28 protein-coding genes, 1 tRNA gene and 3 pseudogenes are annotated in these 26,115 nt (G+C 38.3%); 14 read left to right on the plus strand and 18 right to left on the minus strand.

Going from position 1 to position 26,115, the window contains the following annotated elements; genetic code table 11:
• Positions 1 to 1,437 (minus strand): annotated as a pseudogene (gene glgB / locus C4E06_RS25935) (1,4-alpha-glucan branching protein GlgB); the annotation flags it as partial.
• Between the two features lie 311 nt (positions 1,438 to 1,748).
• Between glgB and C4E06_RS25940 the strand changes: the two are divergent.
• The 4 genes from C4E06_RS25940 to C4E06_RS25960 all read left to right on the plus strand — a co-directional run bounded on the left by C4E06_RS25940 (position 1,749) and on the right by C4E06_RS25960 (position 4,482).
• On the plus strand, positions 1,749 to 2,726 hold the full coding sequence (locus C4E06_RS25940; RefSeq protein WP_107671232.1) for an SDR family oxidoreductase: 978 nt from the start codon (positions 1,749 to 1,751) through the stop codon (positions 2,724 to 2,726).
• A 27-nt stretch (positions 2,727 to 2,753) separates the two neighbouring features.
• A complete protein-coding gene (locus C4E06_RS25945) occupies positions 2,754 to 3,671 on the plus strand; it encodes an NAD(+) kinase (RefSeq protein WP_107671233.1) in 918 nt (305 codons plus the stop codon).
• A 285-nt stretch (positions 3,672 to 3,956) separates the two neighbouring features.
• Positions 3,957 to 4,154 carry a hypothetical protein gene (locus tag C4E06_RS25955; protein WP_107671234.1) on the plus strand — a complete coding sequence of 66 codons (198 nt, stop codon included), beginning with the start codon at positions 3,957 to 3,959 and terminating at the stop codon, positions 4,152 to 4,154.
• Positions 4,144 to 4,482: a type II toxin-antitoxin system PemK/MazF family toxin gene (locus C4E06_RS25960; protein ID WP_107671235.1), complete on the plus strand. Its 339-nt coding sequence runs from the start codon at positions 4,144 to 4,146 to the stop codon at positions 4,480 to 4,482. The genes C4E06_RS25955 and C4E06_RS25960 overlap by 11 nt, the downstream gene beginning before the upstream one ends.
• A 110-nt stretch (positions 4,483 to 4,592) precedes the next feature.
• Here C4E06_RS25960 and C4E06_RS25965 read toward each other — a convergent pair whose 3' ends face one another.
• Both C4E06_RS25965 and C4E06_RS25970 read right to left on the minus strand, forming a co-directional pair.
• Complete coding sequence (locus tag C4E06_RS25965) at positions 4,593 to 4,898, minus strand: hypothetical protein (RefSeq protein ID WP_107671236.1); 306 nt, start codon at positions 4,896 to 4,898, stop codon at positions 4,593 to 4,595.
• A complete protein-coding gene (locus C4E06_RS25970) occupies positions 4,858 to 5,247 on the minus strand; it encodes a PadR family transcriptional regulator (protein WP_198649048.1) in 390 nt (129 codons plus the stop codon). The genes C4E06_RS25965 and C4E06_RS25970 overlap by 41 nt, the downstream gene beginning before the upstream one ends.
• Positions 5,248 to 5,841: 594 nt before the next feature.
• Between C4E06_RS25970 and C4E06_RS25975 the strand changes: the two genes are divergently transcribed.
• Positions 5,842 to 6,183, plus strand: a complete 342-nt coding sequence (locus C4E06_RS25975) for a DUF86 domain-containing protein (protein ID WP_107671237.1) — start codon at positions 5,842 to 5,844, stop codon at positions 6,181 to 6,183.
• Between the two features lie 24 nt (positions 6,184 to 6,207).
• Here C4E06_RS25975 and recJ read toward each other — a convergent pair whose 3' ends face one another.
• The gene (recJ, locus tag C4E06_RS25980) at positions 6,208 to 8,172 is read right to left on the minus strand and encodes a single-stranded-DNA-specific exonuclease RecJ (protein ID WP_107671238.1); all 1,965 of its coding nucleotides are present in this window, start codon (positions 8,170 to 8,172) and stop codon (positions 6,208 to 6,210) included.
• A 47-nt stretch (positions 8,173 to 8,219) separates the two neighbouring features.
• Here recJ and ylqF point away from each other — a divergent pair, with 47 nt between their 5' ends.
• From ylqF to C4E06_RS25995, 3 genes are all read left to right on the plus strand, one after another.
• Positions 8,220 to 9,056, plus strand: a complete 837-nt coding sequence (gene ylqF / locus C4E06_RS25985) for a ribosome biogenesis GTPase YlqF (protein ID WP_107671239.1) — start codon at positions 8,220 to 8,222, stop codon at positions 9,054 to 9,056.
• Positions 9,057 to 9,157: 101 nt separating this feature from the next.
• Positions 9,158 to 9,394, plus strand: a complete 237-nt coding sequence (locus C4E06_RS25990; RefSeq protein WP_107671240.1) for a DNA-directed RNA polymerase subunit omega — start codon at positions 9,158 to 9,160, stop codon at positions 9,392 to 9,394.
• Between the two features lie 180 nt (positions 9,395 to 9,574).
• Positions 9,575 to 10,309 (plus strand): GUN4 domain-containing protein, encoded by a 735-nt coding sequence (locus C4E06_RS25995; protein ID WP_107671241.1) that lies wholly within the window; start codon positions 9,575 to 9,577, stop codon positions 10,307 to 10,309.
• Positions 10,310 to 10,544: 235 nt separating this feature from the next.
• On the opposite strand, the gene C4E06_RS26000 is transcribed toward C4E06_RS25995, so the two are convergent.
• From C4E06_RS26000 to C4E06_RS26030, 7 genes are all read right to left on the minus strand, one after another.
• A complete protein-coding gene (locus C4E06_RS26000) occupies positions 10,545 to 11,597 on the minus strand; it encodes a hypothetical protein (RefSeq protein ID WP_107671242.1) in 1,053 nt (350 codons plus the stop codon).
• Between the two features lie 69 nt (positions 11,598 to 11,666).
• A tRNA-Met gene (locus C4E06_RS26005) sits at positions 11,667 to 11,740 on the minus strand.
• Between the two features lie 118 nt (positions 11,741 to 11,858).
• Positions 11,859 to 12,815 carry an asparaginase gene (locus C4E06_RS26010; RefSeq protein WP_107671243.1) on the minus strand — a complete coding sequence of 319 codons (957 nt, stop codon included), beginning with the start codon at positions 12,813 to 12,815 and terminating at the stop codon, positions 11,859 to 11,861.
• A 16-nt stretch (positions 12,816 to 12,831) separates the two neighbouring features.
• The gene (locus C4E06_RS26015) at positions 12,832 to 13,332 is read right to left on the minus strand and encodes a CGLD27 family protein (protein ID WP_107671244.1); all 501 of its coding nucleotides are present in this window, start codon (positions 13,330 to 13,332) and stop codon (positions 12,832 to 12,834) included.
• Positions 13,329 to 13,772 (minus strand): ribosome silencing factor, encoded by a 444-nt coding sequence (gene rsfS / locus C4E06_RS26020; protein ID WP_107671245.1) that lies wholly within the window; start codon positions 13,770 to 13,772, stop codon positions 13,329 to 13,331. Before rsfS ends, C4E06_RS26015 begins: the two co-directional genes overlap by 4 nt.
• A 72-nt stretch (positions 13,773 to 13,844) precedes the next feature.
• Positions 13,845 to 14,105, minus strand: coding sequence for a hypothetical protein (locus C4E06_RS26025; RefSeq protein WP_107671246.1), 261 nt, complete (start codon positions 14,103 to 14,105; stop codon positions 13,845 to 13,847).
• 77 nt (positions 14,106 to 14,182) lie between these two features.
• Complete coding sequence (locus C4E06_RS26030) at positions 14,183 to 15,040, minus strand: DNA adenine methylase (RefSeq protein ID WP_107671247.1); 858 nt, start codon at positions 15,038 to 15,040, stop codon at positions 14,183 to 14,185.
• Positions 15,041 to 15,243: 203 nt separating this feature from the next.
• Between C4E06_RS26030 and C4E06_RS26035 the strand changes: the two genes are divergently transcribed.
• The 6 genes and pseudogenes from C4E06_RS26035 to C4E06_RS26060 all read left to right on the plus strand — a co-directional run bounded on the left by C4E06_RS26035 (position 15,244) and on the right by C4E06_RS26060 (position 19,954).
• On the plus strand, positions 15,244 to 15,891 hold the full coding sequence (locus C4E06_RS26035; protein ID WP_107671248.1) for an L-threonylcarbamoyladenylate synthase: 648 nt from the start codon (positions 15,244 to 15,246) through the stop codon (positions 15,889 to 15,891).
• Positions 15,892 to 16,197: 306 nt separating this feature from the next.
• A complete protein-coding gene (locus tag C4E06_RS26040; protein ID WP_107671249.1) occupies positions 16,198 to 17,160 on the plus strand; it encodes a hydrogenase small subunit in 963 nt (320 codons plus the stop codon).
• Between the two features lie 69 nt (positions 17,161 to 17,229).
• On the plus strand, positions 17,230 to 18,825 hold the full coding sequence (locus C4E06_RS26045) for a nickel-dependent hydrogenase large subunit (protein WP_107671258.1): 1,596 nt from the start codon (positions 17,230 to 17,232) through the stop codon (positions 18,823 to 18,825).
• Between the two features lie 76 nt (positions 18,826 to 18,901).
• Positions 18,902 to 19,080, plus strand: a pseudogene (locus C4E06_RS29375) (type II toxin-antitoxin system HicB family antitoxin).
• A 111-nt stretch (positions 19,081 to 19,191) separates the two neighbouring features.
• Positions 19,192 to 19,452, plus strand: coding sequence for a DUF4926 domain-containing protein (locus C4E06_RS26055; RefSeq protein WP_107671250.1), 261 nt, complete (start codon positions 19,192 to 19,194; stop codon positions 19,450 to 19,452).
• Positions 19,453 to 19,486: 34 nt separating this feature from the next.
• Complete coding sequence (locus C4E06_RS26060) at positions 19,487 to 19,954, plus strand: DUF29 domain-containing protein (protein WP_107671251.1); 468 nt, start codon at positions 19,487 to 19,489, stop codon at positions 19,952 to 19,954.
• Positions 19,955 to 20,120: 166 nt separating this feature from the next.
• Here C4E06_RS26060 and C4E06_RS26070 read toward each other — a convergent pair whose 3' ends face one another.
• The 7 genes and pseudogenes from C4E06_RS26070 to C4E06_RS26100 all read right to left on the minus strand — a co-directional run.
• Positions 20,121 to 21,809: an NAD+ synthase gene (locus C4E06_RS26070; protein WP_107671252.1), complete on the minus strand. Its 1,689-nt coding sequence runs from the start codon at positions 21,807 to 21,809 to the stop codon at positions 20,121 to 20,123.
• Positions 21,810 to 21,838: 29 nt separating this feature from the next.
• Positions 21,839 to 22,558: an NUDIX domain-containing protein gene (locus C4E06_RS26075; RefSeq protein WP_107671253.1), complete on the minus strand. Its 720-nt coding sequence runs from the start codon at positions 22,556 to 22,558 to the stop codon at positions 21,839 to 21,841.
• The gene (locus C4E06_RS26080; RefSeq protein WP_107671254.1) at positions 22,555 to 23,121 is read right to left on the minus strand and encodes a nicotinate-nucleotide adenylyltransferase; all 567 of its coding nucleotides are present in this window, start codon (positions 23,119 to 23,121) and stop codon (positions 22,555 to 22,557) included. The genes C4E06_RS26075 and C4E06_RS26080 overlap by 4 nt, the downstream gene beginning before the upstream one ends.
• Positions 23,122 to 23,138: 17 nt before the next feature.
• On the minus strand, positions 23,139 to 24,488 hold the full coding sequence (locus tag C4E06_RS26085; protein WP_107671255.1) for a nicotinate phosphoribosyltransferase: 1,350 nt from the start codon (positions 24,486 to 24,488) through the stop codon (positions 23,139 to 23,141).
• A gap of 469 nt (positions 24,489 to 24,957) precedes the next feature.
• Positions 24,958 to 25,245 carry a hypothetical protein gene (locus tag C4E06_RS26090; RefSeq protein ID WP_107671259.1) on the minus strand — a complete coding sequence of 96 codons (288 nt, stop codon included), beginning with the start codon at positions 25,243 to 25,245 and terminating at the stop codon, positions 24,958 to 24,960.
• Positions 25,246 to 25,266: 21 nt separating this feature from the next.
• Positions 25,267 to 25,701: a cupredoxin domain-containing protein gene (locus tag C4E06_RS26095; RefSeq protein ID WP_107671256.1), complete on the minus strand. Its 435-nt coding sequence runs from the start codon at positions 25,699 to 25,701 to the stop codon at positions 25,267 to 25,269.
• A 12-nt stretch (positions 25,702 to 25,713) separates the two neighbouring features.
• A pseudogene (locus C4E06_RS26100) lies at positions 25,714 to 26,115 on the minus strand (S-methyl-5'-thioadenosine phosphorylase); the annotation flags it as partial.

A 26,115-nucleotide genomic window follows, 5' to 3' on the forward strand; every position in this document is an offset into this window, starting at 1 on the left:
AGCAAGGTGCGAACATTGGCCATTTTTTGCCATTTCATCCCCAGGCATTTTATTGACTAAATGGCCTTTGAGGTGAACCACTTCATCATGGGAAAGGGCTAACATGAACTTTTCATCAAAAGCGTACCAAATACTAAAGGTAAGCTTATTATGACAATTAGATCGATGGTTAGGATGCTCTTTTAGATATTTTAGAGTATCATTCATCCACCCCATATTCCATTTAAACGTAAACCCTAGTCCTCCTTCGCTAGCCGGTTTAGACACATTCCCCCAAGCGGTAGAGTCTTCAGCAATAGTTACCACACCAGGATAATTATGGGCGATCGTATTATTCAAATGTTGTAAAAAACTGATGGCTTCTAAATGGCCGTTATCTCCATACTTATTGGGAACCCAGTTACCTTCTCGACCTTTATCTAATTCGATCATATAAGCCACAGCATCCACCCGAATGCCATCAATATGATACTTATCAAACCAAAACATGGCACTAGCAATGAGGAAGTTTCTCACTTCATTGCGTCCGTAGTCAAACACTAAGGTTCCCCACGTTTTGATCTCTCCTTTGCGGGGATCAGCGTATTCATACAAAGGGCCACCATCAAAATAAGCTAACCCATGTTGATCTTTGGGAAAGTGGCCAGGAACCCAGTCCAAAATTACGCCGATACCTGCTTCGTGACATTTATCCACAAAGTACATAAAATCTTGAGGGGGACCGTAACGAGAAGTGGGAGCATAAAAACCGACCACTTGATAACCCCAAGATCCGTCAAAGGGATATTCGGTCACAGGGAGTAACTCGATATGAGTATAACCCATATCTTTAACGTAAGGGATTAGTTTTTCTGCTAGTTCTCGATAGTTGAGGTAACGGGCCCCTGGTTTTTGTTCAACCGGAAGACTCGGGCCTTCTTTGGGAGGGTTATTAACACTCTCGTGTAACCAAGATCCTAAATGGACTTCATAGACAGACATAGGTTGCTTTTCGGGGTTAGTGCGTTCCCGTTTGTCCATCCAGTCTTGGTCGTTCCAGGTATAGGTAGACAGATCGGCTACAATAGAGGCCGTAGCAGGACGGACTTCCTGTTGATAACCGTAGGGATCGGTTTTATAGACACAGTGGTGATGGTGATTTTTAACGGAATATTTATAGAGATCCCCGACTTTTATCCCAGGAATGAATAATTCCCAGATTCCGACTTCGGTTCTCTCCATCTTATTCGCTTCAGGGTTCCAGTTATTGAAATCTCCCACTACAGCGACTTCATAAGCATTGGGAGCCCAGGTAGCAAAGTAAACCCCTGACACCCCATCCATCTCAACCAAATGGGCCCCCATCTTCTCATAGATGCGATGATGATCCCCTTGGCCAAATAAATAATAATCAAATTCTCCTAGAAGGCGGTTCTTAGCAGTTGCGTTGTCGTTCATCGGCTAGTTGGTGACAGTATTATTTTTATTTTATATTTAACCATTGTTCCCACACTTATTCCCTTTTGCCAACTGGTTTCCCATATTCTGGAAATACTGAGATGTCTGATAGAAAAACAGATTAGAAACGATAAGCTAGAAAAATTAAGTCAAGGATAATTACTTTTGCTCAGATCCGGTTCATCAAAGTATCTATTACACTCAACGATAACGGCTAAGCGATCGCTGTGATCTTGCAAAAAATGTGAAAACTGTGTAACTTTCTGTTAATATCTTAGAGAAAGGTTAAGAAACATTACAAATTTATATAAATGAAATTATTAATTGTCGGTGCAACAGGGACACTAGGGCGACAGATAGCCCGTCGTGCCATAGATGAAGGACATGAAATTCGTTGTTTAGTCAGAAATGCTAGAAAAGCAGCCTTTTTAAAAGAATGGGGGGCAGAACTTAGGGTAGGAGATATCTGTAAACCTGAAACCTTACCCCCTAGCTTAGAAGGGATGGACGCAGTGATTGACGCAGCCGCTGCCCGGCCGACGGATAACCTCTCAATGAAAGAAATCGACTGGGATGGTAAAGTCAACTTAATTCAAGCGGTTGAAAAAGCTGGTATTGACCGTTATATTTTCTTTTCTATTCTTAACGCTGAAAAATACCCCGATGTGCCGTTAATGAAGATTAAATACTGCACAGAAAAATTTTTAGAAGAATCGACCCTAAATTATACCATATTACGGCCTTGTGGCTTTATGCAGGGCTTAGTCGGTCAATACGCGGTTCCTCTGCTGGATAATCAAGCGGTTTGGATCTCAGGAGAAAGTACCCCTATTGCTTATATGGACACTCAAGATGTGGCTAAATTAACCATTCGTACCTTGGAAGTCCCCGAAACCCAAAAACAGACCTATCCCATGGTAGGGAGTAAAGCATGGACACCAGAAGAGATTATTGCCTTGTGTGAGAGACTCTCAGATAAACGGGTGAAAATTGCTCGTGTTCCCCTGGGACTGCTAAGATTTTTACGTCGCTTTACTCGTTTCTTCCAATGGACGTATAATATTTCTGACCGCCTAGCGTTTGCTGAAGTTTTGGCCAGTGGTAAACCTTTAAATGCCTCAATGGATAAAGTTTACCAAACCCTAGGGGTTGACCCCAAAGAAACGACCACTTTAGAATCTTATTTTCAAGAGTATTTCAGTCGTATTCTTAAAAAGCTCAAAGAAATCGATTACGAAAAGAGCAAAGCGAAGAAGAAAAAGAAAACCCCTTTTAAATCTTCTGTGTAAGTTAACGCTGATCCAGGATAATTTGTTGTGCCAAAAGTCGGCATTATTTTTAACGATCTCAAACCCGTCGCTTGTAAAGCTGCTCAAGATTTACAAACCCAGTTGACGGAAAAAGGCTGGACTGTTGTCTTAGAGACTGGCCGAGGAGGACTTCTTGGCTATTCTCACCCCGAAGGTCCGGTCTGTCATACGGCGATCGATCATTTAATTCCCCCTCATTTTGATCAAGAGATGGCTTTCGCTATTGTCTTGGGGGGAGATGGTACGGTCTTGTCTGCCTATCGACAGTTAGCCCCTTGTGGTATTCCCTTATTAACGGTTAATACGGGACATATGGGCTTTTTAACCGAAGTTTATCTCAATCAGTTATCAGAAGTCTTCGAGAAGGTCTTGGCAGGAGACTACGAAGTAGAAGAACGTACCATGTTGACGGTACAACTCTATCGTGAGAAAACGTTGCTCTGGGAAGCGTTATCTCTCAATGAAATGGTCATTCACCGCGAACCTTTGACCAGTATGTGTCATTTTGAGATAAAAATCGGTAGACACGCACCGGTGGATATTGCGGCCGATGGCTTGATTTTATCCACTCCGACAGGGTCAACGGCCTATTCTCTAAGCGCAGGGGGTCCAGTGGTGACTCCTGATGTCCCGGTGCTACAATTAGCTCCTATTTGCCCTCATTCTTTGGCTTCTCGTTCTTTGGTCTTTTCGGATAAGGAGGTCGTGAGTATTTTTCCGGCAACTCCTAACCGCATGGTATTAGTCGTAGATGGGAATGGAGGGTGTTATGTCTTACCAGAAGATAGAATTCATGTGGAAAAGTCCCGTTATACTGCGCGGTTTATTCGCTTAGAAGAACCTGAATTTTTCCGTATTTTACGAGAAAAGTTAGGGTGGGGGCTGCCTCATATTGCTAAACCGACTTCTGTGGAGTTACCTTAACTTTGTGATGCATCTTTGCTTAACCACTGGAATACAGGCTTTCGTTGTTGATGAACACAATCTTGTAGATAAAGTTCGATTAAACTTTAATAGGAAATACCTGTTTCTTCTGCTAATTGGCTAAAGTAGTTAACTACCTCTTCTTTTAGCTCAATAGTTACAGGTTTTTGTAACTTTTTGAAGTAAGGGCTTTTAATTGATTGGGAAAAGTCGTAATTATGTTTCATAAGATACAATAGGTCTCAGTAAACCCAAAAATTAAAATAGTTTCTAATCTTCATTAAAATGCAAATCGCTAAATTTGAACAAATTAAACAAATTTTTGATCTAAAAGATGATGAACTTTATTGTTACACAGTAGACGAAAATGGAACTTTAACATTACAGAAAGTCAAAGAGTACGAACTTTTAGCAGAAGAAGGAATAAAAGACGTTTACGATAACGAACCCGACGGACTTTGGGAGCAATGTCTTGAAAGTTAAACAACGAGAGATTATTTTAATCCCTTTTCCATTTTCAGATTTAACAGGGACTAAAGTTAGACCTGCTTTAGTTGTTTCTAATAATAACTACAATCAAACTAATTTAGACGCGGTTGTCTTGGCAATAACCTCTAATTTATCTCTTAATCCTTACAAAATTATCATTGAAAGTCAAGATTTAGAAACAGGTAATTTACCTGTTAAAAGTGCCATTAGAGTTGATAAGCCTTTTTCAGTTCTACAAAGTAAAGTTGTAAAAATTCAGGCGAAAGTTACACCTAAAAAACTACAAGAAGTTAAATTGATTATGCAACAACTTTTAGAATAATTTTTCAAGTTATTTTTAGATAGACTATCTTATACTTAAATTATTTAATCTTAACACACAAAGACTGGGGCTTAATAGTATTAAGCCCCTACGTTATCCTTGGTAATAGTTTAGGTAAGTTTAAAAAGGTCACTAATCTTGATTTTCAGAGCAGAAATGATCAAAATTCCTGTTTTAGAAATAATTATAAGATTAATATACCATTGAGGATATTTCCCGAAACTAAGGGATAAACTTCGATATAAGTCCCCTAACCATTCTTCCATTCTATCTTTTGGAAGTAGTAAAATAACAGGAATCACTAACCATTTTGTTGACCAAGAATAGTCATAAATTTTATCAAAAAGTATAGTGATTGTTTCTTGGTTTTCTTCCTCAAGTTGGTTGCCAATTAAGGAGATTGTTTCGGAATTCATGGATGGCGGTAACGGTGGCTTTTCCCAAGGATGTAAGGGTATAATACCGTCGTCTGGCCCCTGCTCTTTCTTCGGGTTTCTCGTCACCCCATCGAGACTGTACGAGTCCTTTTTTCTCCAAGTTATGAAGGGTGGGATATAAGGAACCAATCCTAATTTTTCTAGTCCCCTGACTCGCTTCTTCAATGGCTTGGGTAATTTGTAGGCCGTATAATTCCCGATTTTCCAACGATAATAAAACAAGTTCTTCGTTAGAATTTGTTTTAATTTTTGGGATATTTTCTTGATAGAATTCATTGGCAGTGTTTCCCCCGCTATCGGGGTGATAATTTATATTGACTGTACCCATTTCGTGCATACCACCATGTCTTTCAGTATTAACCTCTGTATTTAACTAAAACTGAAAAGTGTCTATTCTTATCAAGAATTCCTGTTGACTCCAGTTCTAAATACATAAATTTAGAGAATTACATGAATAAATAAGTAAGAAAAATTACAGGCATTTCAACTGATGAAAAGCTAAAAGTAAACCTAATTTCTGCACTATTATTTGATTTTGTAACTCTCTATATCTAAGGTATCTTAAAAAACGGATAATGACAACCTATCTCACTGTAGGGGTCAACGGCCGTTGACCCCTACGATAAAACTAAATTATCTAAGCCAAATATTTATATAAACTATCCAAACTAATTCACACTCATTTACAATGATCGCTTTTCGCTTATTTTGCCGAAATATGACGAAATTTGAGACTTGTGTTTTTTCCAAAAAATGCTAAAGTGTAAATGTAGAGTTACCTCTAAAAATCTGTCTAAAAATCCATAAAACGCTTCAAACCCTCTACATTGCGTTAAGTACATCTATTCTTTAGTTAAAATAATTAATAAATCAAACTGATACAAAATAAGTTTTATATTAATTAGAATGAGACAATACATATATGAAAAGAAGTTTAAAAAATTTTTTAAGAGATATTTTAAAATATGCGATAATTATCCAAAAACAAACAATAAATTTATCTTTTGAAGAATTTGAAGAAAATAAAGAAAGAATTTTATCAGTGATGATGGCATTTACAATTATTGGGGAAGCAAGTAAGAATATTCCTGATGAGTTTCGCTGTCTTTATCCACAAATAGAATGGCGAAAAATGATAGAAATAGGAGATAAGATTATTCACGAGTATTCAGAGGTTAATTTAACTGTTCTTTGGAATACGTCTCAAGAGAATATTCCTAATTTAATTGTCAAAATGCAAAGGATTATTGCCGATTTAGAATAATATAAATTGGTTTTTAAAAACCAATTATTTCGTTAAATTTAAAGTATTCATAGCCGCTTTAATTATATCAAAATAGGGCTTTTGAGTCACATCAATCTCTTTTGCTTCTTGACGATTAATCCCTAATAATCCTTTTCGTTGTCCTTTGCGTACAGCCAAAACTTTACCTTGAGCATTTTTAATTCTCAATTCTTTTTCTTTTTGGGAATAATGACAAATATATTCTTTTCCTTGATAGATGAAAGTATTTTTAGGTTTTATTACAATACCCGTAGGTAAACGAACTCCTACTATTTCTAATTCAATATTAACGTTACCATTCCAGTGATTTTCTGTCAATTTATAAGCAATATCTAGACGTTGAGGTAGAGGAAAATAAGAACCAAACCGCCAAGCGATCGCTTTCATTTCTTGACCATCATCTTGACCTAATACTAATTTTAGATGATTTTTGCCGACGGTTCTTTGTTCTAAGATTTTCACATTAGGAGTCCAAAATACAGGAAAAGCGTTTTCAATTCCCCAAGGTTGTAAACTATCAATATGTTGATATAACTGAGCATTTAACTGTTTAAAATTGGCTTCTCCATCAATTTTAACTAAAGGTTTAATGTGATGGGGTTCTAATAATTTGTGAGCAAACTCACTCAATCTTTCTTTAAAAGCCATTAAATTTTCACTCTTTAAACCGAATCCTCCGGCGGCTTTGTGTCCCCCATATTTCCCCAGTAAATCATCACAATAGACCAAAGCTTCAAAAATATTAAATTCTTCAATACCTCTGGCAGATCCTCTAATTTTACTAGGATCATCTTCTTCATAAGTACCAATAAAAACAGGAACACCGTAACGCTCAACTAAACGAGAGGCAACAATACCAATTACCCCATGATGCCATTGATGATTAATGACGACCAAAACTCGATCTTTTTTATAATTAATAGGGGTTGTTTTAATTAAATGAATGGCTTCCTTTTCAATTTCTTCACATAATCCTTTCCGTTTACCATTAATTTGTTCACATTGCATTGCCCTTTCTAAAGCAATTCCTGGATCATCCGTTGTTAATAGTTCAATAGCGGTTTGTGGATCGCCAATTCTTCCCACTGCGTTAATTCTTGGCCCTAATTTAAAGCCAATATCATCTGGTTTTAATTGTTTTTGTTCTTCGCTAACTCCTGCAACTTGCATTAAAGCTTGAATCCCTGCTAATTGTGAATTAGGTAACTGTTTTAATCCCTTTTTCAACCAACGACGATTAACCCCAACTAAGGGAGCTAAATCTGCGATCGTCCCCAAAGTAAACAACTCTAATAATGAATCAATAATTTCCTCAGTTTTGTTAAATTGTTCAGCAAGCGTTACCGCCAAAATATAAGCAACTCCCACACCAGCTAACCCTCGATAAGGAGAATGAATTGATAACAATTTTGGGTTTAAAATTGCATCAGCTGGTGGCAACTTTTCAGGTAGATCATGATGATCGGTAATGATAACGGTTAATCCTAATTCTACCGCTCTTTTTATAGGGTCATAGGCAGCAATGCCATTATCAACGGTTAAAACAACTCCTACACCTTCTTCTGCAAACTTTTCTACTATTCTTTCATTAATACCATAACCGTCCTTCATACGGCTCGGAATTTCATAATAAGCATCTCCCCCTAAATGAGTTAATGCCCTTAATAATAAAGACGTGCTAGTCATGCCATCAGCATCGTAGTCTCCACAAATAGCAATTTTTTCTCCTATTTCAATGGCTTCTTTTAACAGTTCAATACTAGGTAATAAGTCCCGAAATTCATCGACGGGATCGGGCAGACTTTCTACCTCTGGGTTAATATAAACTTGCGCTAAATTAGGACTATCTATACCTCGATTTAAAATCACCTGAGCCATTAAAGGAGATAATCCCGTTTCTGCTACCAACATTTTCACTTGATCGGGGTTAGGAGAGGCAATGTACCACCGTTGATCTGGTAATTTCATGCAAATTTGTCCTATGATTTTAGAAGATTATTGTAACAATTATTCCCATGCCCCTCATTCAATGGTATCCTGGCCATATTGCCAAAGCAGAAAGACAACTCAAAGAACAACTTAACCGTGTAGATGTGGTCTTTGAAGTCTTAGACGCTCGTATTCCTTTAGCTTCCCATCATCCTGACGTTCCTCAATGGATAGGAGATAAACCCAGACTGCTGGTACTCAACCGCATGGATATGATACCAGAATCCGTGCGCCAAGGCTGGTTAAACTGGTTTGCAGCGAGAGGAGAAACCATTTATTATACCAACGCAAAACAAGGCAAAGGTATCAAACCCCTACAAAAAGCAGCCCAAGGAGCAGGGGTACAGATGAACCAAAGAAGACGCGATCGCGGAATGCGTCCCCGTGGGGTTAGAGCAGTGGTCATCGGCTTTCCTAATGTGGGAAAATCAGCCTTAATTAACCGTTTATTGGGTCGTAAGGTGGCAGCCAGTGCCAGACGCGCTGGAGTGACTCGTCAGTTAAAATGGATACGAATTTCTGATGATCTCGAACTTTTAGATGCACCTGGTATTATTCCAGCTAAACTCGATAATCAAGAGGATGCGGTCAAATTAGCTATTTGTGAAGATATTGGGGAAGCAGCTTATGATAATCAACAAATTGGAGCAGCCTTAGTTGATTTATTAGTTGAGTTAAATTTCGAGAAAATTTTATTATCTCGCTATCAAGTTGATCCCCAAGACATTACGGGAGAAGAATATCTTGAAATCTTAGGAAATACTCGATATAAAGGGGATAAAGAAAGAGCAACCATGCAGTTATTAAATGATTTTAGAAAAGGAATAATGGGACAAATTCCTTTAGAGTTACCCCCTCTTTAACTGGTAAAGACATCAATATTAATCTTTTCCTATCCTAGTCTTGAATTGTTCTTTACACTACTTTGATATGCTCAAAGGTAGCGTCATTTATTAATAATTAAATGGTTAAACAATTTCCTGTTAACCCCGGCGAAATGGTTGAACGAGCCGATCGCTTGATGAGTGCAGCTTCAAACCGTTATCGTGTGGTAGTACAAGTTTCAAGACGGGCTAAACGTTGTCGTCATGAAGATAATGAAAATAGTGAGACTCCCATGATGAAACCCGTCATCCGCGCTGTCTTAGAGATGTCAGACGAATTCACCGAACCTGAAATTATCGGTCATGAGTTAAATTAATCCCTGATTTTGCTTCTAAATTGAGCCTCTTTTTGAGATAATATAAGTAGCGGTCAATGAGCAATCATTGTCCTCGATCCTTATCAGACAGTAGTGTTGATTAACCCTTAGATGAACCGAGATTAATCAGTATTGATCTAAGCAAAAAATACATTATTGTGAGTCTCAACGGATAGTTTCATGACTGACCAGCAAACCGCTACAATCGATAATACAGACCATAATCTCTCCCAACTGAGAGATCGATTTATCAATGGGACACAAAAAGACCAACTTCAATTAATTCCTCAATTAATGGCGATGGGAGAAGGAGGTTGGCAAGTCTTAATGGAATTTTTACAAGCATCAGAGTTTGACGTTGTTGACATCGTCAGAGGTAAAATTTACGGCACACTTTATCAATTAAAAAAGCCCATCACAGAAGAATTTATTCAAACTCATTTTCCTAATGGAATTATCCCCCTTAACTCCCAACGAAACATAGATTATCAACCCCTGAATCAATTATTGCTTGAGCAAAAATTTCAAGATGCTGATACCCTAACCCGTCATCTTTTGTGTGAATTAGCCGGGGAAGGGGCCGTACAGCGTAAATGGGTTTATTTTACCGAAGTTGAGCAGTTTCCCATAACCGATTTACAAACCATTAATTCCCTATGGTTGTTACATTCAGAAGGAAAATTTGGTTTTTCTGTGCAGCGAAAACTATGGTTATCCGTTGGCAAAGACTTTACTAAATTATGGCCAAAAATTGGCTGGAAAAAAGACAATAATTGGACTCAATACCCCAATCAATTTACCTGGGAGTTAAGGGCGCCGGTGGGTCATCTTCCCTTACTCAATCAACTTAGAGGGGTTCGGGTAACGGCTTCTTTATTTTCTCATCCTGCTTGGTCCCAAGAAAATTCTCAGTAAGTACCTGGAGAAAAATAAACGTTACTGTGAAGTGAGCGCCGGAGCAAAGGGAGAAAAATGTTAATTGTCTTCCCACATTTCTCACACTCACTTACGTTTGCTTTTTGCCTATTCCGATCCCCCCTACCCCCCCTGCCCCCTACCCCCCCTGCCCCCCTTTTAAAGGGGGGTGTGGGGGGTGTGGGGGATGGAGGGAGGTGCAAGATATGAGTATAGTTATGTCCGACTACTGAGATCAATTGATCACTTGAATTTGATTAGCATTGTCTAAGAGAATTTGAGGGTTAGCTTGTTGGGGAGAAATAATATTAAGTTGACCTTGTGCTTGAATCATAACATGAGGATTAATTAAAAAGTTACGGCCAGCTTCTACCGTTTCTAAGTGATTGTTCCAAATTGTCTCTAATTTTTCTCTAATGGTTTTAAATGTTTCTGCATCTTCAAAATTAACTAAAGTATAATAGCGAGATAACCCTTGAGTGATCACTTCTATGGCATAAACATCAAAGGCGATTTGAGGACTTTGAGGAAATTTAACTAATTTGCCTGTTAATGTTGCTTCTGTCTGGTGTTTTGCCACTAATTGATCTACGACTGTTAAGGGATTTTCGGCTTTTAAATTTAAGTTTAAATGGGTTGGTTGTTTTGGCCAGGGTTGTATTTTGTAACTGAGATCAATTAAGTCCCCTCGATATAAATCTTTGGTTAATTCTGGATTTTCAACAAAAATAGGTAATACTTTATCTTTATATTCTACCACTAAGATTTTACCATCATTATCAATAGCATGAACTTTAAAAATAGCGTGATTTTTGTACTTTAAATCTACGGGTATGTTCCCCTGATATTGATAATTATCATAACCTTGTAATCCATCCCATGATTCTGTGATGACAGCCGATTTGACCACAATATGAGGCTGAGGACTAGGGTTTTTAACTAATTTTCCTCGTACACAAACTTGATCATGTCTGTCTGTATTCCTTAAAATGTTGCGTGTTTTCTTGTTACCAGGAATCACGGAAAATTGCTGAGACTTAAAAAAGTTATCAGGATCACGAACGGATAAAACAAATATATTTTCTTCGGGAACTGTCCCATGAATTTCACCTAATAACCCTGTCTTTTCTAATTCGTTACCTAAGTTGGATAAATTGACTCCTTGATACGCTTCTGGATGATAAACACAAGTTTCATCGGCCGATAACGCTGAAGAAAACAAGGTAATTCCTGATGTTATAATAGTCAGGAGTAGTAATAATAAAAGACTTTGATAACGTTTCAGCATTTCCATTTTTTTGGGGTCAATAAAAAGATAGGGGCCAACAACAGTTGACCCCTAAAAGCTGTAAAAAAGTGGCGGGAGGCGGATTTGAACCACCGACCTTCGGGTTATGAGCCCGACGAGCTACCAGACTGCTCTATCCCGCGTCGCCTTTTCTAGTATAACAATAAGCTCTGAAAAATTGCAAGCTTTTTTTCAAAAAAAGTAACCAGGAACGAGAAACAGGCAACAGGTAAGGATTACAGCCAGCCAAAGCCAAAGGTTTCACGACATGACTAACTCCCCTTCTACTTCTAACCGTTTATAATTGCTCAACATCATAAAGGTTTCGGCGAGACTTTCTGCTACGCTGGTGTTGATCCAACCCATTTGTCGTAGGATATGGATAGCCACAGCAGACTTAGCTCGTTTTGAGCCATCTAAGACTTTTATGGCCAGGCCCATGCCTTCCCCGACACGACCAACACATTGAATTCCTTCGGCCCCTGCTTTACTGACTAACTCCCCTTCTGTTAAACGCATTAACTCGGTATCAAATGAGCCGACACCGGCCACCATGGTGGGATAATAGGTCATCGATCGCAGAATCCGTTCTAGATCGAGACGGTTACCAGAAGACAGTTGAGCGTATAAATGGGCCATTTGGGAGAGTTTCATCGAATAAGTGGGTGCGCCACAGTCGTCGTGGGCGCCGATTAATTCAGCCCCTGGAATGCCTAATAATTCCCCAATTTTATCTAAAATCAACTTTTGCACGGGGGCCGATCGCTTTAAATAGGTATTAAGGGGCCAGTTTCGTTGCTGACAGACGGCCAACATTCCGGCGTGTTTGCCGGAACAGTTATGTTGTAGGGGACTACTGCACCCTTGGGGGATAGGACATTGTAAGGCACTGGGGTCGATATCGGCCCGCCAGAGGACATTAAACACCTGTCTAGCTTGTTCGACGGTTCCTTGATGGGAACTACAGATAATGGCTAAGTCTTTATCGCTTAAATCATAGCGTTCGAGGGTTCCTGTGGCCATCACCCCTAAAGCTTGAAAGGGTTTAAGGGCCGAACGAACAAAGGCCGTGGTTTCTGGGTTACCAGCAACGGAGAGAACCCGTCCCCTGTCATCACAAACCGTTGCTTCTATGTGATGGGTTGATTCGACGATCCCTTCTCGTAATAGGTGAACTTCTAGTTTTGGTGTTATGTGACGTTTTGCTCTGCTGGTCATAAAAAATTAACTTGAATTATAAACATAGCCAAACCATGCTATCCCCTGCCATTAATAGGGCTAATATGCCGGTGGTCCGGGTTAAGCGGACTAAGATGGGGTTAATCTGGTAGGAGACAATGAGGCGATCGCGGGTTAACATTTCTGGCGGTTTGGGCCAGGTTTGCCCGTCGTACCATCCGGACTCTTCATAGAAGATGGTTTCTTTTTTGAGGCGATCGCTCACATAGTGCCATCCAAAGAATAATTGTAATAGAATCAAGGCTAAGATAAACCCGGCCCCCAAATTACTGAAGAGAATAAACCGTAACACCGATTGACCGGGAGAGAAGCTGGCGGCTGCAATGGGACTGGTTAATAGCCAACCCATGCCCCATACCACAGCTATTTTACGCCAAAATAGGGATTTTTCTAAGGTTGCCCACCGAAAAAACCAAGATTCTTTTAACTCCTCATATTCGTTGACTGGTTGTTGTTCTAGGGGGACTGGACAAACTTGTATAGATGATTCCCTCATGACCGTGATGATTGTGTAACTTCTAATGATGAAAATTCTAACCTTTCTGCATGACCCCAGAAGGCTTCTAAGTTATAAAATTCTCGTTCTTCGGGTAAAAAGATATGAACAATCACATCCCCGAAATCTTGTAAAACCCAGTTACCGTCATTTTTCCCTTCTGTTTGTTTGGGAACTTGTTGATGGGTTTGATAGACTTTTTCTTCGATGGCCTCTGCGATCGCTTTGACTTGAGTGCGAGAAAACCCTGTAATAATCACAAAATAATCGGTCAGATAAGAAACTTCTGTGACTTTGAGGATGACGATATCGTCGGCTTTGCGATCGTCGGCTGCTTGGGCTATGGTTAGAGCTAGGTTTTGGATTTGCTTGTCGCTGGTATTGTCGATCACTGTTAAGTTGCTAGAATAGTTACCGATAGTATTTTCGTAATGGGTCATTTATATTTCTATATATTGTACAGATTTTTTTTAAAGATGAGGGCATCAATGGCTCGCTGTTAATAAACTTAATTAACTACTGCGATTAACTTCTTCTTGTAACCAGGGATCAACTGCTTGGCCATCTTTGCGTTTTAATTCTATTCTCATGCTGGTTTTGAGGTTAGAATTAGGGGGAGCCGGTTGAGGGTGAAATGAAATATCATAAGCGTTGGGATCTTCGTTTTGTTCTCTTAACCAATCTTGCACTTTGATGGCACAAAAAAAGGATTGTCCCTGCTCAAACATTCGAGATATTTGCATTTGTAGGGTATGGGGATTTACTCTAGGCATAAGCTTTAACGATTAAGCATCTTTTCTTCTTTTATTGTAATCAATTTTGTTAGTGTTTTCTCTCAGCCCATTTCTTGTTAACAAATGTTTAAGTTTAAAGATAATTGTTGACTTTTGATGACAGGTTCCTCTTGTTGATAATTTCTAATAAAAATTTCTTGCCCTTTTTCGGCTTTCCCTTGTTTATAGTTATTCATACCATATTGTAACTGCCAGGGAATAATAGTGTAGTCTTTAAAATAGTTTCTAATCTCTTGAGCATCATCATAAGTAATTAACCATTGATGTTCACATTCTTTCATAAGATTAGCAAAGTTTTGATGATTAAATGATGTATGTAAGTTGCCATCTTTGCCATATAATTTTGATTTAGTTGCAGTTAAATAAGGAGGATCTAAAAAAATAAAAGTATTTTCACCTTTTTTGTTAACAACCTCTCTATAATCTAAGTTAGTAATATGAATTCCTGGGAGAATATGACCTAACTTTTCGACCCGATCAATAGATGATTCTGTAAATCTACTATGAAAAGATTTTTCTGAATATCCCCCTGATTCAATCGTCCCTGAAAAGGTAATCCTATTTAACACAAAAAAACGCACTGCTCTATCAAAATCGGATATTTTTTCTACATCAACTTGACTTAACTCTGTAAATAATTCTCGTCCATTCACTCTATTTTTTTTTATTTCTCTAAGTTCAGTTACTAATGCTTTTAAATTCGATTGTGCCATCTTCCAAAATAAGTAAACTTCTGGGTTTAAATCATTAATCCAAATATCAATATTCGGATAAATTTGTTTGAGATAAATAAACACTGAACCACCGCCAACAAAAGGTTCTCGGTATTCAGAAAAATTGTTAGGAAATTGTTCTTGTATTTGTTGAATTGCTCTTGATTTTCCACCAGGATAACGTAAGGGACTTTTAATCATAATTTAGTCTAAATTTTTAAAATTAGTGTTTGATAATCATAAGAGAAAATCAGATTAAATCCAAACTATTTGTCGCATTATTCTGAATTTAAGATATTAAGAAATATTGATTATGATTAAATTGCATTTAAATTATGCTTTTTTTACATAAAATTTTAGTATAATTTGATACAATTACACGACACTGTTACCAAAAAATAGTTATGTATCTTCAACAGACTGCACAAATTCTTAAAGCTAACTTAAAAATTGTACCAACATTGATTGATTATTTAGAACAGGGTGAGGTGGTTTTATTACCGACGGATACGGTTTACACTTTAGTTGTTAATGGTTTAAGACCTGAAGCGATCGCAACATTGCGAAAAATTAAAAAATTTGGACAAGATCAACCCTTAGGAATTTTAACCAGAGGAAATAAAGCAGAAGAAGTGGCGATTTTAAACGCTTCAGCGAAACGTATGATATCCCATTTTCCCTATCCTGTTACCATGATTGTACAGGCTCATCCTCAATTAAATCGAGAAATTACCCAAGGATTTTCTAAAATTTTTCTCTCTTGTCCTGACCCTTTTATTTATGAGCTAGTAGAGCAAATTCCTTTTCCTTTAGTGTCAGCAACTGCTAAAGTAGGGGGTGAACCCATTGTTAGTTTTGACGCAGCACAACGCTATTTTAGGGATATCATTCCTTTAATCGTAGATGGAGGACGTAGTCGTTATGGACGCAGGGGAACATTAATTGATTTTACCGTAGAATATCCAACTATTATGAATTTCGGACCAATTTCTGTGGATGATTTGCGTCCGTTATTACCAGAGATTATTCTCCCGTCTCATTTAATGAAGTAAGGATGAATTTTTCTGCATCCCATCATTTAAACTTTAAAACTTTTTTACTTAAGTTTTGTCCTCAACACTGAGTTTTTATGATGGTGCTTATCCTATTTCTGTCTGTAAAATTTAATACATTTAATAAATATCTTTGTCATGATTTCATAGTAAAACTGATAGAAAAGCTGAATAAAATATCAACAAATAATAAGAAATTTTACAGGATTAAAACTTATCTAAATAACAGTTAAATAAAGCTTAAATCATGCCAAGAAATGACTAAAATTATAGCATAATGACCTGAAAACCTATAAGAGACAGTCTATGGCTAATGTTTTATGGCTGCAAGGTGGTGCCTGTTCTGGGAATACAATTTCGTTTCTCAATGCAGAAGAACCCACCGTCGTAGACTTAATTACCGACTTTGGGATCAATGTCTTATGGCATCCATCCCTAGGTTTGCAATTAGGTGATGAAGTACAGCAACTATTACACGACTGTGTTAATGGGAAAATCCCCGTAGATATCCTAGTCTATGAGGGAAGCGTCGTCAACGCCCCCAACGGAACGGGAGAATGGAACCGTTTCGCCGGTCGTCCCATGAAAGACTGGTTAACCGACTTATCTAAGATAGCTGGTTTCGTTGTCGCCGTGGGAGACTGTGCCACTTACGGGGGTATTCCAGCCATGGAACCCAACCCTAGCGAGTCCCTTGGGGTTCAATTCCTCAAACGGAACAAAGGAGGTTTTTTAGGGGCTGACTATGTGTCTCAAGCTGGCCTACCTGTGATTAATATACCCGGTTGTCCGTCACACCCTGACTGGATATCTCAAATTTTAGTCGCAGTGGCCACGGGAAGAGTCGGGGATCTCACCCTTGATGAGTTCCACCGTCCACAAACCTTCTTCCGTAGCTTTACCCAGACGGGTTGCACCAGGAATATGCACTTTTCCTACAAAGCAACCACCCAAGACTTCGGACAACGGACCGGATGTCTGTTCTATGATATGGGATGTCGTGGGCCTATGACTCACTCTTCTTGTAATCGTATCCTCTGGAACCGAGTATCATCTAAAACCCGTGCCGGTATGCCCTGTTTAGGGTGTACAGAACCGGAGTTTCCTTTCCATGATCTTAAACCAGGAACCGTCTTCAAGACTCAAACCGTAATGGGTGTTCCTAAAGAGTTACCTGCGGGTATCAATAAAAAAGATTATGCGTTAATGACGGTGGTTTCTAAAGATGCAAGTCCATCTTGGGCTAGTGAGGACTTTTTCACTGTTTAACTATCCGTAGGGGCATAATATATTATGCCCCTACTCTATGAATATTTGACCATTCTTGAGAGTAACACTATGGCAGTACAAAAATTAGAAATTTCTCCAGTGGGGAGAGTCGAAGGGGACTTAGACGTTAGGGTTGATATTGAAGATGGCCAGGTGGTCAATGCTTGGACCAAAGCCGAGTTGTTTCGGGGTTTTGAAGTTATTTTAAAAGGAAAAGATCCCCAAGCCGGATTAATTGTTACCCCTCGTATCTGTGGTATTTGTGGCGCATCTCACCTTACGTCTGCCTCTTGGGCCTTAGACACCGCTTGGGGAACAGAAGTGCCTCGTAACGCGATTTTAGCACGGAATTTAGGTCAATTAGTCGAAACCATCCAAAGTCACCCCAGACATTTTTATGCGTTATATGCCATCGACTTAACCAATAAAAAGTACAAAAATAGTCCTTTTTATGAAGAAGCTTGTAAGCGGTTTAGTGCCTTTACCGGAACCTCTTATGAACTGGCAATCACCACCTCAGCGAAACCGGTCGAACTTTACGCCCTATTCGGGGGACAATGGCCTCATTCGAGTTATATGGTTCCCGGTGGTGTCATGTGTGCGCCCACTTTAACTGATATTACGAGAGGTTGGGGGATTATGGAATATTTCCGTACCAACTGGTTAGAACCGGTATGGTTAGGGTGTTCCTTAGAGAGATACGAAGAAATTCAAACTTATGAAGACTTTTTAGAATGGTTAGATGAGAGTCCCAACCATGCAAACTCCGATCTCGGTTTCTATTGGCGTATGGGCTTAGATATCGGTTTAGATAAGTATGGTGGTGGTCCTGGCCGTTATTTAACCTGGGGTTATCTTCCCCATGAAGACAAGTATCAACATCCTACCATTGAAGGCCGTAACGCGGCAGTGATCATGAAAGGTGGTGTTTATGATAGCTTCACCGATATGCACCACATGGTTGATCATACCTTTGCACGGGAAAATACCAGCCATGCGTGGTACGAAGAAGGAACCGCCGATGTTCATCCTTTTGATCGCACCACTCAACCTAAGCATATCAATACTAACGACTACGACGGTAAATATTCCTGGTCCACAGCAGTGAGTCATAAGGACTTAGGCCGCATGGAAGTGGGATCTCTAGCGCGTCAGTTAGTTGCCGGTGGGAAGCATGGCGAAAGTTGGCAACACTATGATGGGTTAATCTTGGATATGTTCAAGAAAATGGGTGGCCCTAGCATTCATCTCCGTGAGTTTGCACGGATGCACGAATCTGTGAAACTGTATCGGGAAGTAGAAAGATGTCTGCGTGAGTTTAAGTTAAACGAACCCTGGTACATCAAACCTACTGAAAAAGATGGCCGCGGTTGGGGTGGTACGGAAGCGAGTCGCGGGGCCTTATGTCACTGGGTTGAAGTCGAAAAGGGCAAAATCAAGAATTATCAAGTGATTGCACCGACAACCTGGAACGTTGGACCGAGAGACGGGAATCATACCAGAGGACCCATTGAAGAGGCGTTAGTGGGTATTCCCATCGAAGATAGTAGCAACCCCGTAGAAGTGGGTCATGTAGCGCGATCGTTTGATTCTTGTTTGGTTTGTACAGTTCATGCTCATGATGCTAAGACCGGCAAAGAATTAGCCAGGTTCCGTACTAATTAATTTTCTGTAGGGTGGGCAATGCCCACCTTAGTTTTTTTGAGTTATTATGACTAAATGAATTATCTACAAAACAATTATGAAAGCAGAATTAACAACCATTATTGAAGCAGCCGAAGAGGGGGATATTGGGCGATTTGTCCTGAAATTCCTGGTGCCAATGGTCAAGGCGAAACTATTGAAGAAGCCAAAGAAAGCTTAAAAAGTGCCATTCAATTAATTTGTGAGGATCGTTTAGCCGATATTAATCGAGGATAAGGTGGACTGGAAAATACCCAACCAGGAAGATATGATCCTTCGGACTATTTGGGAAATTAGCTATAATAAATCTAATCCTCGTCTTATTTCTGCATTCATTAGGTAAACATTATGAATAACATTTTAACTGTAGATACAGTCGCTATTATCCATCCCATTGCTAAGAAAAGATTAACCTTAGTTGAACCAGAATATGAGTCTATTGAAAGCTTACCTAGTGGACAAGTGGGAACGGTTGTAGAAGTTTATGAAAGAGAAGGAGAAAAGCAATATTTAGTAGAATTTGCTGATAACCAAGGGCAAGAATATGCAATGGCAATTTTAAAAGAGAATGAATTGCTTGTGTTACGTTATAACCTTGAAGTTGCCTGATTATTAAACACATTAAATATTGACTATTACTTCTATGTCCAAAATACTTTACGATCAAGATTTTCAAAAGTGGATAGAAACCACTATCTATCAATTACAGAAAGGGGACTTTTCCTCTTTAGATATTGATCACTTAATTGAGGAATTAACAGAGTTGGGAAAATCTGAAAAACGAGCATTAGAAAGTAATTTAATGATTTTGTTAGCTCATTTACTCAAACTAAAAGTACAACATGATGCACCCTCATCTATGAAAGATAGTTGGTATGGTTCTATTATTGAACATCGTCAACGAGTTCAGAAAAATTTACGGGATACGCCTTCTCTTAAATCTTATCTGGAAACGGCTATTAAAAAAGCTTATCCTGATGCTAGAAAAATAGCCATTAAAGAGGGAAAACTTGCTAAGTTTGGGGTTCGTATTCCTCAAGAAAATGAATATCCTAAAAGTTGTCCTTTTTCTCAACAACAAATATTAGATGAAGACTTTTATGGTATTTAATTGAATAGTTTATAGGGAATTATTGGGATACCAATCATCTAAATGATCCCAATCTAATAAATCAGGGTTTCTTTCTTTTAAGGCCATGGACTGATTTCGTAATCATTGTTCATAATCAGTTTAATAAAGATTATTAGCCATTTTTAAATCTCCACAATTATTTTAATTAATCCAATTTCCAACGACTGGCAATCGGCATTCTCCAACCAGTCCCAAATGCGCGATCGCTTACTTTTAATCCTGGAGGGGCTTGTTTCCGTTTAAATTCCGCACGAGTTACCAATTTTACCACTTTACATATTATATCATAATCAAATCCATCTGCTTCTATTTCTTTGATGGATTGATGACGATGAATTAATCTATCTAAAATACCGTCTAAAATGTCATAAGAGGGCAAGGAATCTTGATCCACTTGATCGGGCTTTAATTCGGCACTAGGAGGCTTAATTAAGACATTATGGGGGATGACCTCTTCATGTCGGTTTAACCACTTACAAAGGCTAAAAACACGGGTTTTAGGCACATCTGAAATAACAGCTAAACCCCCGTTCATATCCCCATATAAGGTACAATAACCCACAGCCATTTCTGATTTATTGCCCGTTGATAATAGTAAATGTCCGAATTTATTGGCCACAGCCATTAATAAATTACCGCGAATTCTTGATTGTAAATTTTCTTCGGCAACGCCAAATTCTGTCCCTTTAAATAAAGGTTCTAATAGTGAATCATAGGCTTTCATTACATCTCCAATAGCTAAAATATGACTATTAATTCCTAAATTATTAACTAATGCTTCTGCATCACTAATAGAATGAGTTGAACTATAGGGAGAAGGCATTAATATTCCTAACACATTTTTGTTACCTAATGCTTCAACAGCAATGGCAGCAACTAAAGACGAATCAATTCCACCACTTAACCCTAAAACAGCTTTAGAAAAGCCACATTTATGGGCATAATCTCTTAATCCTAACACTAAAGCTGACCAGATTTCCTCTTCTTCTGTTTCTGGAAAATGAGCCATATAACTCGCTTTTAAATCTTGACTCTTTTCTTCATACTCAACAATTTCTATAGCAGTTTGAAACCCTTTTGCCTGTAAACTAATTTCACCATTTTTATTTACTGCAAAACTATTTCCATCAAAAATTAAGTCATCATTTCCCCCGACTTGGTTGGTGTAAATAATAGGAACTTGGTGACGTTTTGCCGTATATTTTAACATAGCTTCTCTAACTTTTTGTTTCCCAATACTATAAGGAGAAGCTGATAGATTAACCACTAAATTAACCCCATATTTAACTAAATCTTGAATAGGGTTCGTTTCATAGTTTCGTTTGCCCCAAAATTCTTCATCATTCCATAAATCTTCACATACGGTTACCCCGATTTTAATCGGTTTACTATCAGGAATATTAGAAGATAATTGAAAGAAATTACTTTCTTTTCCGGGTTCAAAATATCTGTCTTCATCAAAAACATCATAAGTGGGTAACAGTCGTTTATGAAAAATTTGTTTAATAACTTTATTTTCCACTAAAACAATACTATTAAATAAGGGTTTTTCTCCCTCACGGTAAGCATGGGGATTTTCCGTAACTGTGCCTACTAAAACAGCTAAATTATCAGGTAATTTTTTAGCTAATTTTTCTAATTCTATCTGTAACTTTTTAACAAAACCAGTATTTAAAAGTAAATCTTTGGGAGGATAACCACATAAAGAAAGTTCAGGGGTTAATAATAATTGTGCTTTTCTTTCTACGGCAATTTGCGCTGCTTTATAAATAGTTTGTGCGTTATTTTCGATATCACCAATAATCGGATTAAGTTGAGCGATCGCAATTTTCATAATAGTAATCTTTTTTAGCAATTTAAGAATTAAATAAAAACAAACGGCTTATCTTTGAAGGGGGCAAACGCTTCAGAATCGAAGCGATATAAAGTCGCCGGTCTTCCTGCACCCCTAGACACTTTTTTTTCAGTATCTATCAAGAAACCTAACTTAAGTAAACGGGTTCTAAAATTAGAATAATCGGCAAAATTTTCTCCTAAAACAGTCGTGTAAAATTGATATAAATCATTTAAAGTAAACATTTCTGGTAATACATCAAAAGCAACAGGACTGTATTCTAATTTGCTTTTTAATCGTTGATAACCATAGTCTAAAATTATATTATGATCAAAAGCCAATTTAGGAACTTTTTCTATCATATACCAAGTGGTTTGATGATGATCTGTAATTAATTTTGCTTCTTCAAAACGCACTAAAGCAAAATAACTCACTGATAAATAACGAACCCCATAACTATCAGGAGATTCTCTGGGATCTCGGTTAGGTCCGCCAAAGGTATATAATTGTTCTAAATAGAGATTATTTGCCTCTATTTTTTCCGATAAAATACGATAAGCGGCTGCTTCTAAAGATTCTCCTTTTCTCACTAATGTTCCTGGTAAACCCCATTGATTAATATAAGGTTCTTCTGGCCGTTTAACTAACAAAACTAAGAGTCGATTTTTTTGAGAATCAATGGAAAAAATAACATTATCAACTCCTACTTTAAAATCTTCTAAAATTAATTGATTGTTATGGGAATTCATGCGTATAATTTTTCTTGGTGAATATAATCTTGAATCGGTTGAATTAAGACATTTTCATTACCGTATTTTCGGTAAGCAGTAGAAGACACTTCAGGGGCGTTTAGATCAGCAATTTCATAGTTTCCCCCAATTTCTTCTAAAGCGTGTAAGTCAGATTCATTGATAGTATAACCAGGACGAGGGATAATTAAGATTGAAACTTTAGCTAATAATTGATTAATACGATACCATTGACGAATTTGTTTCACTAAATCAGAACCAATGACTAAATAATACGCTGCATTTTCTCCCCAAATCTCCTTAGCTTTTGCCACACTAATTAAACTGTGACGATGACTTAATTTTTTAGAAAGATAAATGTTATGACGAGGGGGATCAATATTATCAATTAATAATTTCAACATGGCGATCCGATGATCTAAAGAGGTTTGATGATCTTTATAAGGATTATCAGAAGCCCAAATTCCCACCCAATCAAAATGAGTTGATAACCAGCGAATAATAGATTGATGTCCCGCCGTTGGGGGATCAGCACTGGTTCCAAATAGAGCAATTTTTGTCATAGTATTTTATCCTAAAATTAATGAATTAAAGATTGACGTAATGTTTCTAACGGTTCAGAAATATTCACCTTAATCGAAGTAGGTTTAGTTATATTATGAGTTGCTTGAGGTAAACTTTTCACTGAAGTTTGAACCCGTTGAGCAATGGTGTCTAAAGATTCAGTTTCTGTGATCGTTTTACCTTCTTTCATGACTAACTCTAATAAAGGGGTTTCTCCTGATTCGATGGCTTCATCTGCTAAGGCTAAGCGATCGCTGCTTATCATTCCGTTATCATAGCGACGAAATATCTGTTTTCGCCCCGGATAAGTCATTTTCTGGCTAGATTCTTTCATAGTGGGAATATCATCAATTTCGACTAATTTATAGACTCCATTGACAGGTTTTCCCGTTACTAAGCGAGTTCCCACGCCATAACCGTCAATACTAGCGTTTTCCTTTCGCAACCGTTGCAACTCCCATTCATCAATGTCCCCACTGGCAACAATTTTCACATTCGGAAGTAGCGATCGCACTTTTTTCGACAAGTCTCCTAAATCTCCAGAGTCCAAACGAACCCCTTTAACCTCTGCTTCGCCGGCTGCCATTTTTTGGGCTAACCGTTCGGCGGCAGCTACGGTATCATAGGTATCGATTAATAAAGTTGCCCCTGGAAAGTGACGATTAAAGGCGCTAAAGGCTTCATCTTCACTCCCTGATAAGGCGGTAAAGGCCATAACCAAGGCGTGGGCCATGGTTCCACGGGGTTGCTGGTTTAATTCTTTGGCGGCTAAAACATTAGAAGTCGCATCAAACCCGGCTGCTAGGGCTGCCCTCGCCGCCCACATTGCTCCTTGAGGGCTAAAGGCACGCCTTGTGCCAAATTCTAACAAAACAGGGTTTTCCCCTGCCATATCGCGCATTCTCGCTGCTCTGGTGGCGATTAAAGTTTGATAGTTAATGGTATTTAACAGGTAGGTTTCGACAATTTGCGCTTGCCATAAGGGGGCCTCGACTCGCAATAAGGGTTCATTGGCAAAGATTGGGGTTCCTTCGGGAACTGCCCACACATCCCCGGCAAAGCCTTGGTTTTCTAACAATGACCAAAAATTAGGACTTGCATGGTCAAAAATTCCTGTATTTTTCAGATAATCTATCTGTTCTGCCGTAAAATGCAAGTTTTCTAGATAGTTTAACCCTTGGGTTAGTCCCATAGCGATAATATAACCAAAGTTATCCGGTAAACTTCGCACAAATAGTTCAAAACTGGCTCTTTTTTCGGCGATGCCTTCCCCTGCGTAACAAGCAGCCATGGTTAACTGATACAAGTCTGTCAGTAAACTACTGTCTTGGGGTGATGGAGTTAAAGAGGGATTGAGGGTTAACATATGTGATGCTGTTTCTTCATTTTTTAAATTATAGTAACTTTCACCAAAATCGTCATCTAAGTTTCAATCACTGGTCACTGATAACTGACAACTGATAAAAAATACCTAGAAAACAAATAAGATTGTCTTGATCCCTATTATGTAAAGTTTAATTGCAAATTCTCAGAATTATCAAAGTAAGATGTTAAATTAAAAATGAAGCTAATGAATCAAGCTTCCCTGGCAGATCAACTAGCAAGGTAAAACATACAAGTTCAAAGGAGAACACCCTGTATCAGTTCATGTCTGTCTCGTTAACTCTCAATAACAGCAACCAAGCTAGAGGCTTATATTTCCTCAAGTAACACTAAGGGAGCAAGGCAACTGAAATCTAATCATTCAGTAGCAACTCCAGAGAATCTCAACGGAAGTGTGGAAAACTCTAAGGAACTAGCAACCAGGTTGCTGTTATTGCTATTATCAGTTCAATTTACGTTTCAGTGTTTAACTGTTTACTATCTATGCTTTTTTCCCAATCAGGACAAGAATTATTACTCAGCCAACCGTTGGGATGAAACCCACAAATTAATTGAGTTCTCTGGTTACGATTATATCCATAGAATTTACCGTGATAATGACAGCAACCGATGCAAGGTTTCGGACGGGTTGATTCCACTTGATTAAACCCTAATTGAGAACGCAAAACTTGACACCGAGACTGATAAAAATGACGGCGTTTTTTTAGGAGTCGAAACCGAGATAGATTTGCAGTTGCCATAACCCACAAATAGTAAATAATCTATTCAGATAAGATAACAATATCCCCTACCATTCCTGCTTCTGCATGACCTGCAATGGAACAATGAAGTTCATAGGTTCCGGGTTTCATAGGAACTAAAACCCATTCTGCTTCTGCTGTTGGCTTTAATTCTAACTCATGAATTGCCCCTTTTACCTCCACTTTGGCCGCTTCAACTTTTTGAGTCCAACTGGCATCGGCAAAGTCTTTAGACGTAAAATAATGTTTAGTGGGACTGGGATTATCTAATTTAATTTTATATTTTTTTCCTGCTACCAATTCTAGATGATTGGGTTCAAACACTAATTCCCCTGCTTCGTTGCCTAAGCTAACTTTAACTTCTGTGGTTTCTGTGGCTGCTAAGGTATCAGATACATTGAACAAACCACAAAATAATAAAACAGTTAATAATAAGCCTAAGATTTTTTGTTTCATGTTAATTTCTCCTTATAAATATTTGTTAATAATTAGACCTAATTTTTCTTTGGTTTCTGCTGGAATTTGATGAGGAGGGGTAAGAATGGCATATTTTAAGGCCGAGTGTGCCTCAGAAATCGGGGGATTTTTATCTAAGCGTTTCACGGTTTCTAAGATAGCTTTTTGAGCATTGATAGCATTTTTATGTAAATTATCAATGATCATTTCTACGGTGACATGATCATGGTCTTGATGCCAACAATCATAATCGGTGACTAAAGCTAGAGTAGCATAAGCAATTTCAGCTTCTCTGGCCAGTTTTGCCTCTTGTAAATTGGTCATTCCAATAATAGACGCGCCCCAACTGCGGTATAAATTAGATTCAGCAATAGTTGAAAAGGCCGGCCCTTCCATGCAAACATAGGTTCCTCC

Source organism: Cyanothece sp. BG0011 (assembly GCF_003013815.1).
Classification (GTDB): Bacteria; Cyanobacteriota; Cyanobacteriia; order Cyanobacteriales; family Microcystaceae; genus Crocosphaera.

Coding starts and splice junctions, on each gene's coding strand:
- rsfS (WP_107671245.1), bottom strand. CDS start 13,772: ATGACCCATTACGAAAATACTATCGGTAACTATTCTAGCAACTTAACA.
- C4E06_RS25975 (WP_107671237.1), top strand. CDS start 5,842: ATGAAAAGAAGTTTAAAAAATTTTTTAAGAGATATTTTAAAATATGCG.
- C4E06_RS26090 (WP_107671259.1), bottom strand. CDS start 25,245: ATGGCAACTGCAAATCTATCTCGGTTTCGACTCCTAAAAAAACGCCGT.
- C4E06_RS25955 (WP_107671234.1), top strand. CDS start 3,957: ATGCAAATCGCTAAATTTGAACAAATTAAACAAATTTTTGATCTAAAA.
- C4E06_RS26070 (WP_107671252.1), bottom strand. CDS start 21,809: ATGAAAATTGCGATCGCTCAACTTAATCCGATTATTGGTGATATCGAA.
- C4E06_RS26075 (WP_107671253.1), bottom strand. CDS start 22,558: ATGAATTCCCATAACAATCAATTAATTTTAGAAGATTTTAAAGTAGGA.
- C4E06_RS26025 (WP_107671246.1), bottom strand. CDS start 14,105: ATGCCTAGAGTAAATCCCCATACCCTACAAATGCAAATATCTCGAATG.
- C4E06_RS25940 (WP_107671232.1), top strand. CDS start 1,749: ATGAAATTATTAATTGTCGGTGCAACAGGGACACTAGGGCGACAGATA.
- C4E06_RS25995 (WP_107671241.1), top strand. CDS start 9,575: ATGACTGACCAGCAAACCGCTACAATCGATAATACAGACCATAATCTC.
- C4E06_RS26030 (WP_107671247.1), bottom strand. CDS start 15,040: ATGATTAAAAGTCCCTTACGTTATCCTGGTGGAAAATCAAGAGCAATT.
- C4E06_RS26035 (WP_107671248.1), top strand. CDS start 15,244: ATGTATCTTCAACAGACTGCACAAATTCTTAAAGCTAACTTAAAAATT.
- C4E06_RS26000 (WP_107671242.1), bottom strand. CDS start 11,597: ATGCTGAAACGTTATCAAAGTCTTTTATTATTACTACTCCTGACTATT.
- C4E06_RS26010 (WP_107671243.1), bottom strand. CDS start 12,815: ATGACCAGCAGAGCAAAACGTCACATAACACCAAAACTAGAAGTTCAC.
- C4E06_RS26085 (WP_107671255.1), bottom strand. CDS start 24,488: ATGTTAACCCTCAATCCCTCTTTAACTCCATCACCCCAAGACAGTAGT.
- ylqF (WP_107671239.1), top strand. CDS start 8,220: ATGCCCCTCATTCAATGGTATCCTGGCCATATTGCCAAAGCAGAAAGA.
- C4E06_RS26015 (WP_107671244.1), bottom strand. CDS start 13,332: ATGAGGGAATCATCTATACAAGTTTGTCCAGTCCCCCTAGAACAACAA.
- C4E06_RS26040 (WP_107671249.1), top strand. CDS start 16,198: ATGGCTAATGTTTTATGGCTGCAAGGTGGTGCCTGTTCTGGGAATACA.
- C4E06_RS26080 (WP_107671254.1), bottom strand. CDS start 23,121: ATGACAAAAATTGCTCTATTTGGAACCAGTGCTGATCCCCCAACGGCG.
- recJ (WP_107671238.1), bottom strand. CDS start 8,172: ATGAAATTACCAGATCAACGGTGGTACATTGCCTCTCCTAACCCCGAT.
- C4E06_RS26055 (WP_107671250.1), top strand. CDS start 19,192: ATGAATAACATTTTAACTGTAGATACAGTCGCTATTATCCATCCCATT.
- C4E06_RS25965 (WP_107671236.1), bottom strand. CDS start 4,898: ATGAATTCCGAAACAATCTCCTTAATTGGCAACCAACTTGAGGAAGAA.
- C4E06_RS25990 (WP_107671240.1), top strand. CDS start 9,158: ATGGTTAAACAATTTCCTGTTAACCCCGGCGAAATGGTTGAACGAGCC.
- C4E06_RS25970 (WP_198649048.1), bottom strand. CDS start 5,247: ATGGGTACAGTCAATATAAATTATCACCCCGATAGCGGGGGAAACACT.
- C4E06_RS26060 (WP_107671251.1), top strand. CDS start 19,487: ATGTCCAAAATACTTTACGATCAAGATTTTCAAAAGTGGATAGAAACC.
- C4E06_RS26095 (WP_107671256.1), bottom strand. CDS start 25,701: ATGAAACAAAAAATCTTAGGCTTATTATTAACTGTTTTATTATTTTGT.
- C4E06_RS26045 (WP_107671258.1), top strand. CDS start 17,230: ATGGCAGTACAAAAATTAGAAATTTCTCCAGTGGGGAGAGTCGAAGGG.